This is a genomic window from Pseudoalteromonas sp. 5Ae-yellow, assembly GCF_014077565.1.
Taxonomy (GTDB): domain Bacteria; phylum Pseudomonadota; class Gammaproteobacteria; order Enterobacterales; family Alteromonadaceae; genus Pseudoalteromonas.
Genome location: NZ_JACGWD010000026.1, coordinates 37,952 through 47,895, shown reverse-complemented (window position 1 = coordinate 47,895; position 9,944 = coordinate 37,952). Strand labels below are relative to the sequence as shown.

At 38.3% G+C, this 9,944-nt stretch carries 9 protein-coding genes and 1 pseudogene; 6 read left to right on the top strand and 4 right to left on the bottom strand.

The window, feature by feature from the left end; all coding sequences use genetic code 11:
* Positions 1-88 precede the first annotated feature (88 nt).
* Together H4J63_RS09160 and msrA are read right to left on the bottom strand one after the other, a co-directional pair.
* Entirely contained in the window at positions 89-595 is a 507-nt protein-coding gene (locus H4J63_RS09160) for a hypothetical protein (protein ID WP_259365595.1), read from the bottom strand.
* Positions 596-729: 134 nt separating this feature from the next.
* Positions 730-2,019, bottom strand: a complete 1,290-nt coding sequence (gene msrA, locus H4J63_RS09155; RefSeq protein ID WP_182196123.1) for a peptide-methionine (S)-S-oxide reductase MsrA — start codon at positions 2,017-2,019, stop codon at positions 730-732.
* Positions 2,020-2,275: 256 nt separating this feature from the next.
* On the opposite strand from msrA, the gene pxpB reads away from it, so the two are divergent.
* The 6 genes and pseudogenes from pxpB to H4J63_RS09125 all read left to right on the top strand — a co-directional run bounded on the left by pxpB (position 2,276) and on the right by H4J63_RS09125 (position 7,337).
* Positions 2,276-2,941, top strand: a complete 666-nt coding sequence (pxpB, locus tag H4J63_RS09150; RefSeq protein WP_024604093.1) for a 5-oxoprolinase subunit PxpB — start codon at positions 2,276-2,278, stop codon at positions 2,939-2,941.
* Positions 2,934-3,860, top strand: a complete 927-nt coding sequence (locus H4J63_RS09145) for a biotin-dependent carboxyltransferase family protein (protein ID WP_024604094.1) — start codon at positions 2,934-2,936, stop codon at positions 3,858-3,860. The genes pxpB and H4J63_RS09145 overlap by 8 nt, the downstream gene beginning before the upstream one ends.
* A gap of 31 nt (positions 3,861-3,891) precedes the next feature.
* A pseudogene (locus H4J63_RS09140) lies at positions 3,892-3,990 on the top strand (5-oxoproline transporter, DUF979 family subunit); the annotation flags it as partial.
* Entirely contained in the window at positions 3,983-4,651 is a 669-nt protein-coding gene (gene pcp / locus H4J63_RS09135) for a pyroglutamyl-peptidase I (RefSeq protein WP_182196121.1), read from the top strand. The pseudogene H4J63_RS09140 and the gene pcp, both read left to right, overlap by 8 nt.
* Before the next feature lie 153 nt (positions 4,652-4,804).
* Entirely contained in the window at positions 4,805-6,478 is a 1,674-nt protein-coding gene (gene asnB, locus H4J63_RS09130) for an asparagine synthase B (RefSeq protein ID WP_182196119.1), read from the top strand.
* On the top strand, positions 6,462-7,337 hold the full coding sequence (locus H4J63_RS09125) for a PhzF family phenazine biosynthesis protein (protein WP_182196117.1): 876 nt from the start codon (positions 6,462-6,464) through the stop codon (positions 7,335-7,337). The genes asnB and H4J63_RS09125 overlap by 17 nt, the downstream gene beginning before the upstream one ends.
* A 279-nt stretch (positions 7,338-7,616) precedes the next feature.
* On the opposite strand, the gene egtD is transcribed toward H4J63_RS09125, so the two are convergent.
* Positions 7,617-8,591: an L-histidine N(alpha)-methyltransferase gene (gene egtD / locus H4J63_RS09120; RefSeq protein WP_024604097.1), complete on the bottom strand. Its 975-nt coding sequence runs from the start codon at positions 8,589-8,591 to the stop codon at positions 7,617-7,619.
* Positions 8,588-9,859, bottom strand: a complete 1,272-nt coding sequence (gene egtB / locus H4J63_RS09115) for an ergothioneine biosynthesis protein EgtB (RefSeq protein WP_024604098.1) — start codon at positions 9,857-9,859, stop codon at positions 8,588-8,590. Before egtB ends, egtD begins: the two co-directional genes overlap by 4 nt.
* Between the last annotated feature and the right edge of the window lie 85 nt (positions 9,860-9,944).

Below are 9,944 nucleotides of genomic sequence, written 5' to 3'. Positions count from 1 at the left end.
TTGGTCAGGAAAATCTCGAGATTGGACAATGATCAATGAAGTAAATTTAAATCCAGAAAAAAAAGAAGCAATGCGGGCGGCATAAAATTTAACTTGATGCGACAACTAACTTGAAAAACTCCGGTTTAAAGCTTTGAGGCGTAAACCCTCTTACCGTTGCAAAACTAATGCATTCACCAATAGTGATGTTTTTATTTAAACTCGCAATGCCCGTTTTAGTCACAACGGTTGGCTGCGAATAAATAATTTTATTTACATCAATAAATGAAGCTTTGTAGCTTTGTTTCCAGCTAGGGTTATCTGGATACTTAAAGTCGACATGGCGATGTTCCACAAATTCTTTGTAAAGTCGATTAATAGGTAGTGTGTAAAACTCAAACTTAAAGTCATGCTGCTGGGCAAACAAGGTAAGTAACTTTTGACTGAAACCATAATAGTCGCGGTTATCAGCCCCACTACCATCGTAGTATGGAAGGTATTCTATATTCTCTAAGCCTACTACGTAATGAGTCGCTGATTTAGCGTTGTTTATTAAAAGCAGCAAAGCGAATGGCAAATATATTAACTGCGTTGCTATTTTTTTTAATTGATTCATTAATAACCTAAGTAATATTAATGACGATTAGCTGTACGCTTTAATTTTAACAAATTTGCAAAGATTATGATAAGCCTATTTTGTTTTATGCAAAAAAAAGCCTGATTAAAATCAGGCTTTACAAAGTAAAAGGTTTAGCTTTTATCTCTTGGTACAAAATCGAGTACTGTTGCGTTTATACAGTAGCGGTCTGTGCCTCTAGGGCCTTCTCCTGGGAATAAATGACCAAGATGAATACCTGTACTTTTAGAACGTAGCTCAATACGTGTTATTCCCCAGCTGCTATCGTCATGCTGCGTTACACTACTTTTTACTGGGTGCTTAAACGACAACCAACCAGTACCGGAGTTAAACCTATCGCTTGTATCAAATAGTGGCTCGCCACTTAATTTATCAACAAAAGTACCGTCAGGTGTGTTTTTAAACTCTTTGTACTCTTTGCAGTAAGGTCTATCTGTTCGTGCATCAAATGCAACTTTATAAGCATCACTGTTACCTAATTTAAAAGCGCCTAATGCTTTATAAAACTCTTCAGGCGTTGCATAACCTTGACGACCATATACCTCAATACCATTTTCTAAAAACAAAATGGTTGGTGTTGCCCACGTGGCTGACTTAATAGTTAAATCATCAAGTTGGTCAGCATGGCGAAACGACATTGGTATTGTCCCTTTGTAATCATTTGCGACTGCTTTTTTAAATTTTTCACAGTACGGGCAGTAATCACGAGAATCAAGTACCACTATTTGCTTACCTGCGAGCAAAGCACTATTGTCTGCTTTTTCTACGGGTGTTTTATTAAAAACTCCCCCTGTAGAATGATCGGGGCAATAGCCATTAGGGTTCTTTTCTAGATAATTTTGATGATACTCTTCTGCCGATACAAAACCTTGAAGCGGTTTAATAACCGTTTCAATTTTGCCATAGCTCGCATCAGTTAAAAGCTGCTGATATTGCGATTTAACTTGTTCAGCTACTTTAGCTTGCGCATCAGTAGTCGTTAATACAATTGAACGATATTGCGTACCGATGTCGTTACCTTGGCGATTTTTTTGCGTAGGATCGTGACTTTCAAAATAGTTTTTTAAGAGATCTTCTGCTGAAATTATATTGCTGTTATACATAACTTGCACAACTTCAGCATAATTGTTCTCGTCAAAACGACGAGACTGATCGGTGATATTTCTGTACGTTGCTTTAAACCCATGGCCGTCTGCATAACCCGACTCAGCATCAATAACGCCATTAAGCGCTTCGTAGCGTTTTTCTGCTCCCCAAAAACAACCAGACCCCAGTACAATGGTTTCTACATGCATGGTGGCTTCTACATTACTGTGTTCTACCTTTTCCATAGATAAAGCAAAGCTGCCTGCGCTAAATATAATAGCAGCGCCTGATAAATATAATAAATGCTGGTGTTTCATAAAGTACCTCATAAACAAGTGCGTGCTAATTAAGACCTCCTTATCTTAATTTTCATTTCAACCTAATTACTTATTTAGTACGAAATGTATTAAGTTTTAGTCCTCAATAAATTAAATACGATTAATTGAATATAAAAACACTCTTAAAGTAAGCTGGGAAAATAAACACTAAACATAACCACTTAGTCGCAATGGTTTAAATAAATTAATAAAACTGTGTTACGTTTAAATTATGTTGTACAAATAGGTTTATTTAATGAAGCCAGCTCCCCATATTTATGCATTAACAAACAGTAGTTTACTACTTGATGCATCGCATTTAGACGCTACAGATAGACTCTCTATTCAAAAGAAAATTTGGGCTTTAGCTAGCCACTGTAAAAGCACTGATGAATTTACCGATTTGGTGCCAGCCATGAACTCGCTCACTCTCTATTTAAAATCAGATAAACACTTAAATAAGTGGTTACAAGTGCTACCTTCGCTGTGGAATGATATTAAAACGAGTACTTTTAAAGGGCAACATCACTTAATCGAAACCATATACAAGGGTGAGGATATTAATTACGTGGCTCGTTATCATAATTTAAGCGCTGATGAGGTTATTAATATTCATAGTAAAACCAAGTACCACGTTTTATTTTTAGGCTTTCAGCCCGGTTTTGCTTACCTACATGGTTTAGAAGAGCAATTACATACGCCAAGGCGTGATGAGCCACGCATTAAAGTTTCTAAAGGCTCTGTTGCGATAGGTGCTGAACAAACCGGAATTTACCCCGCAGATACCCCTGGTGGTTGGCACATAATAGGTCATACAGATACTGCTTTGTTTGATTCGACCTCGGAGCAACCTTGTTTAATTCAACCAGGCGATACGCTTGAATTTGTTCCGCTAGTTAATAAAGGAGCAACTCATGATTAAAGTACTTAAAAGTGGTGTATTACTTACAATTCAAGATTTTGGCCGTGATGGCTACCGCCATCTAGGTGTAAACAAAGCGGGCAGCTTAGACCCCTTTGTACAAATAATTGCTAATAGATTACTTAACAATAACGACAATGATGCCGTTTTAGAAATAACTGTTGGTCTGTGCGAGCTGGAATTCACCTGCGACACAGTAATTGCGCTTCATGGTGCAGATTTGCAAGCAACCCTTGATGGACAAGCAATTTACCCTGGTTGGACATACACAGTAAAAAATAAACAAGTACTGAGCTTTGCTACTGGTAGAGCGGGCTTAAGAGCTTATTTAGCGGTTAAAGGCGGTATACAAAATACTGAAGTTATGGGCTCTAAATCTACAGATTTGAACGCATGTTTTGGTGGTATTGAAGGTAGAGCTCTCGCCACTGGCGATGAAATACCTATTACTCCTTATTATGGAGAGTTTATAAAAGTAGGCGCAATTGCTCCCGCCCAGCGCAAGCTTATAAGACTGCACCCAAGCCCTCATGCTAATTTGTTAGGCGAGCCTTTACTTAACAACTTTGTATCTACCGCATTTAAAGTTAGTAGTAACAGCAACCGAATGGGCGTAAGGCTTGAGCATAAAAATAATTTGGCACATTCGCACTCTTTGCCATCACTAGGGGTGAGTCCTGGGAGTATTCAACTGCCACCGAATGGTGAGCCTATTGTGCTACTTAACGATGGTCAAACAACCGGGGGCTACCCTCTTTTAGGGACTGTAATTGAAGCCGACTTACATCAATTTGCACAATTTAGACCTTTAGATACTGTTGAATTTAAATATGTAACGTTTGAAGAAGCAGCAAAGGCGAAGCAGAAACTTGACGGGCACCTACATCAATTGAGCCTTGCACTTAAAAATAACCTATAAAATATTCTAGAATCAACACGTCCTAGATTTAAAAAATAGGTACCATGTAATAAAGGTTCAAATTCCGACGGCCGTTTCCTTACTCGCCGTTAATATTATTTTAATGTATAGCTTGGTGTTTAATGACTAAATCAACTTCTACTATGCCGTGTGTATTAATAACTGGCTTTGCTCCTTTTGGTGGCGAAGCTATCAATCCTTCTTGGCAAGCAGAGCAAAAACTTGATGAAACTATCATCATGAAACACAAAATATGTACACTAGAACTTGCCTGTGAATTTAATACGTCTATCAGTCAGCTTATAAACGCCATTGAGTCGCACAATCCGGCGGTTGTTTTATGTATAGGCCAAGCTGGTGGGCGCAGCGAAATATCAATTGAGCGTATTGCAATAAACGTTGACGATGCACGCATTAAAGACAATGCAGGTAAGCAGCCTATCGATACACCAATAGAAAAAAATGGCCCTGATGCCTATTTCACAAACTTACCAATAAAGCGCATGTTACAAGCACTGCACAACAGCAATATACCTGCTGCCATTTCCAATACAGCAGGTACGTATGTGTGTAATCACGTTATGTATGGTCTTATGCATTACATAAATGATCACTGCGCTGTAATGAAAGGTGGCTTTGTGCATATTCCTTATTTACCAAGCCAAGCTGTGCACCACAATGGCGCACCAAGCATGAGCGAAGAAACCGTTATTAATGCCCTGAGAGTTATGATTGCACAAGCTTTGAACAATAATAGCGACGTAAAAATAGCAGCAGGAACTACGCATTAACCACTTTGGTGCAATTACATCTAGCTTGGTGCATAAATTTTTCTTAATTAATTGTAAAAGCTATGTGACTTGAGTAATTTTTTCTGATAAAACAAGGTTTCGCAGCACAGCAAATTGGCTCTGCTGCACACATAATAGGAATGAGGAGTTACTATGTGTTCAATTTTTGGGGTATTAGATATTAAATCTGATCCCACTCAATTGCGTACCCAAGCAATTGAAATGTCAAAGCTGCTTAGACACCGTGGCCCAGATTGGTCTGGTGTATATGCATCTGAAAAAGCTATTTTAGTGCATGAGCGTTTAGCTATTGTTGGTGTATCAAGCGGTGCACAGCCTTTATACAATCCTGAAAAAACAAATATTTTAGCGGTTAACGGTGAGATTTATAATCATAAAGAACTTGCAGCAGAGTTAGACGTTGATTTTACTTTTCAAACTCAATCAGACTGTGAAGTTATTTTAGCGCTGTATAAACAAAAAGGGCCTGACTTTTTAGATGACCTAAATGGCATTTTTGCATTTTGTTTATACGACGAAGAAAATGACGCCTACTTAATTGGCCGTGACCATATTGGTATTATCCCGCTTTACACCGGTCACGACGAGCACGGTAACTTTTACGTTGCTTCTGAGCTAAAAGCACTTTCTCCAATTTGTAAGCATATTGAAGAATTTCCACCAGGGCATTACCTGTACAGCAAAGATGGCAAAATGACGCCTTATTACAAACGTGATTGGGAAACATTTGATGCAGTTAAAGATAACAGCGCAGAAGCGCAAGACGTTAAAGATGCATTAGAAGCGGCCGTTAAACGTCAATTAATGTGTGACGTGCCTTACGGTGTATTACTTTCTGGTGGTTTAGACTCATCGGTTATCTCTGCTATTACCCAGCGCTTTGCTGCAAAACGTATTGAAGATAACGACGAAAGCGATGCATGGTGGCCTAAGCTGCATTCTTTTTCAGTAGGTCTTGATGGCTCACCTGATTTAGCGGCTGCACAAAAAGTAGCTGACATGATTGGTACTATTCATCACCCTATCATTTTTACCATTCAAGAAGGTATTGATGCATTACGTGAAGTGATTTACCACATAGAAACCTACGACGTAACAACAATTCGTGCCTCTACACCTATGTACCTAATGGCTCGCCAAATTAAAGCAATGGGCATTAAAATGGTGTTATCTGGCGAAGGTGCTGATGAGCTATTTGGTGGTTACTTATACTTCCATAAAGCCCCTAACGCACAAGAGTTTCATGAAGAGCTAAACCGTAAAGTATCAAAACTGCATATGTTTGACTGTTTACGTGCTAATAAATCAATGGCGGCATGGGGCGTAGAAGCACGTGTACCGTTTCTTGATAAAGAATTTGTTGATGTTGCTATGCGTATCAACCCTGAAGCTAAAATGTGTAAAGATGGAAAAATTGAAAAACACATTTTACGTGAAGGCTTTGAAGGTTACTTACCTGATGAAGTGCTATGGCGTCAAAAAGAGCAATTTTCAGACGGTGTAGGCTACAGCTGGATTGATACCTTAAAAGAGTTTGTAAATGAGCAAGTGAGCGATCAAGAGCTTGCAAATGCAAAATTTAAATACCCTATTAATACACCAGATTCAAAAGAAGCTTACTACTACCGTACTATTTTTGAATCGCATTTCCCTGGTGATGCATCAGCTAAATGTGTACCGCATGGTAAATCGGTAGCGTGTTCGACTTCTGAAGCACTTGCATGGGACGCATCGTTCCAAAACAATGCTGATCCATCAGGTCGTGCTGCAGGCGTTCATAACGACGCATATGCAAGCAAAGGTTAATACTCTTTGTTTAGCGAAGCGTAAGCCTAAATGGCTTACGCTTCGCTTTATAAAGCTCACTTCCACCGAATCTGTTTTTTATAGCCCTGCACATAACTTAAAAGGCTCAAGTGCTTTAATTGTTATTTATAAAAATGGGTTAACATCAAAAACAATGCAATATATTGCATCACAATCAACTTACCCTGCTACCGTATTTTTAAATCAAAATGAGATAACTAAACGCCATTGTAAAATTCGCTGGTTTAATCAAACGAGTGAAATTAAACGCTGTGGACATGGTACTTTAGCAGCCGCTAATTTTTTAATAGACCATTTGGGTTATTGCCCTGAAGTATTTACTTCAATGAGTAATGAGCGCTTTACTATAAGAGTAAAAAAACAAGGCGCTCAGCTGTTACTAAAAAGCATAGAGCCTAAAAAAAGCGAGTTAGCTGAAGGTGAGTTAAAAAGTGTGTTTTCAGTAGCAATAAAAGCAGCCTACACTACCGCTGATAAAAACGGTTATACGGTTGTATTATTTAATAAAGAATTTAGTAAAGAATTCGATAAATCAGTTAAAAAAGACGATTTAAAAAGCGTACACGTTGATTTTAAAGCTTTGTGTGCACTCCACAAAAATGCAGTAATTACCCTTAGTATAAAAAATAAAGACAAGAAAAATGCCATAGCGCGTTTTAGATATTTTGCCCCCCAGTTTGGCGTAAATGAGGACAGTGCAACGGGCTCTGCGGTATCTGTTATTGCCCCACTTCTATTTAGACTGCATGGTTTAAATAAAGCTAAGCTTATACAGCAATCAAATAATGGCGCATTGCTAAACTATGAGTTTAACAATGCCCAAGTTGTCATTTACTAGGGCGTGTTGATCTTTGCGAATTGAAATTTGTTCAATCTAGGGGCGATTAAATCGCGGCGCGAGGTTTGTAACCTAGTGGGCTAAGTAAAAATCGAGCAACAAAGAGTTTATCGCCCCTAGGCAGAACCCGAAGGGCAGCACATGTTTGGCATTTATGCTGCGTTATTGCCTATTTATGTGGAATAACCACACTTCATAGGCTCTGCCTTGCCTAAAAACCAAACATATTGCTGCAAATTCAACTATCAAAGATCAACACGCCCTAAACTTAAGTAACGTTTAAAGCGGTCTTAATAAACACAGGGCAAAATAGTTACTATCGTCTTGCCATGTTTGCTCTAACTTTAAATTAGCTTGCGCTGCAAGCTGCTTAAACGACTCGAGCGTGTACTTGTGAGAGTTTTCTGTATGGATACTTTCGCCTTCTATAAAGTCTATTTGCTGATCATTTATAATCACGCTTTGAGTACGATTACTTACTAAATGCATTTCGATACGGCTATGTTGCTCGTTAAAGCGTGACTCGTGGCTAAAATTGTCTAAGTTAAATGTGCCATTTAACTCGTTATTAATACGTTGTAGTAAGTTTTTATTAAACGCGGCGGTAACTCCCGCTTTATCGTTATATGCATCAAGTAACACTTGGCGCTCTTTTACTAAATCAACCCCAATTAATACATAACCATTTACACCGCATAAGCGATGGAAATTATTCATAATTTCTATGGCTTTAACTGGGGCAAAATTACCAAGAGTAGAGCCCGGAAAGTACACCAAATTAGTTTGACTGTCTAAAGCGGTGTCTTTGGTTAGCTGTTTGACCATTTGGCTATGTGTAAAGTCTCCTAATAATGGCGAAATTGCCAAATCTGGAAATAACGGTGACAAATGTGCAAGTGAATAACTGAGCATCTCCTCAGATATTTCAAACGGTACAAAGGTTTTAACGTTTGCCATATGCGCTAATAAATAGGCTACCTTTTTACCCGAGCCACAGCCAGGCTCTATAATAGAGAGGTTTTCAGGTAGCATTTGAGCAATCGACTTTGAGTGTTGCTCTAATATAGAAAGCTCAGTACGTGTAACATAATACTCTTGTAAGGTTGTTATTTGCTCAAATAATGCAGCACCTTTATCATCATAAAAATATTTACACGGAAGCGTTTTTTGTTGTTGAGTTAATCCGCTTATCACGTCGTTTAGAAATTCAGTGTCGGTTATGTTGCTTTGCTTAATCGCTGTTACTTGGCTCATACTATATCCTTAGCTAGTCTTATCCCGCTGCACATCCACGCTTGATGCGGGTAATAAAAATTACGGTATGTTTGTCGTAAATGGTTTTGAGGGGTAAACACACACCCACCACGTAACACCATTTGGTTATTCATAAACTTACCATTGTATTCCCCTGCTATTCCTTCAATAGGCTTAAAACCGGGGTATGGTAAATATGCACTGTTCGTCCATTGCCAACACGAATCAGTTAACTGATTTATTTCAGTATCACTATTTGCTTGCTGAGGTGTTAGGTAGTGATTATTAATCTCTGTTGAAGGTGTATTTTTAGCTGCATATTCCCATTCGAACTCTGTAGGCAAGCGAGCCTTTACAAAATTAGCATATGCACTGGCCTCAAAATAACTAACATGACAGATCGGGGCATTTAAATTAAGAGGTTCTAATCCATAGTGTGTAAACTCAAACCACTCGTTATCTATACAATGCCAATACAATGGTTGCGTTAGAGCGTTGTTTTGTATATTTGCCCAACCGTCACTTAACCAATACTGTGGATTGCTGTATCCACCGGCATTTATAAACTCTAAATATTCCCCATTAGTGACCAACTTATTGGCGAAGCTAAATGGATGAATTAATACTTGGTGTTTAGGGCGCTCGTTATCGTATGCAAATTCATCGTCGGCATTTGTGCCTATATTAATAATACCTTGCTCAAAGTTTATAAAATTAAGGGGCTTAATATCAGTTGATTTGTTTTGGCTATTTAAAAACGATATTTTATATTGCGGAAATAATGGATTTACTGAAAAGTTATATTTGATGTCCATCAGCATTAGTTCTTGATGCTGTTGCTCGTGGTGTAACCCAAGTTCAATAATATCTTTAATTTGTGGGCTAACTTCAGTTTTAAGTAATTCAACCACACAGCTATCTACATGCTCTCTATAAGCTAAAACTTCATCTAAACTAGGCCTGGATAAACTACCTCGGTGTGCGCGCTTAAATTGCTCTCCAATACCATTGTAGTAAGAATTGAAAAGCATTCGGTAGTGAGAGTTAAACACAGTGTACTGCTTGCAATAAACACTAAGTAAAAACGTTTCAAAAAACCACGTCGTGTGCGCTAAATGCCATTTACTTGGGCTGGCATCTGCCATAGCTTGTAATTGGCAATCTTCTACAGTGAGTGGTTCAATAATAGCCAGGCTTTCGCCTCTAACGCTGTAAAAGCGTTTAACAAGTTCGTTTTGATTGGTATTGTTTAAAGCGCATTCACGCATAATAGTATTAATCCTTTGCCTATCTATTTATAAAATATAGCTTAGGGCATGCTGAGCTTTTTGGATTGAAATTTGTTCAATCTAG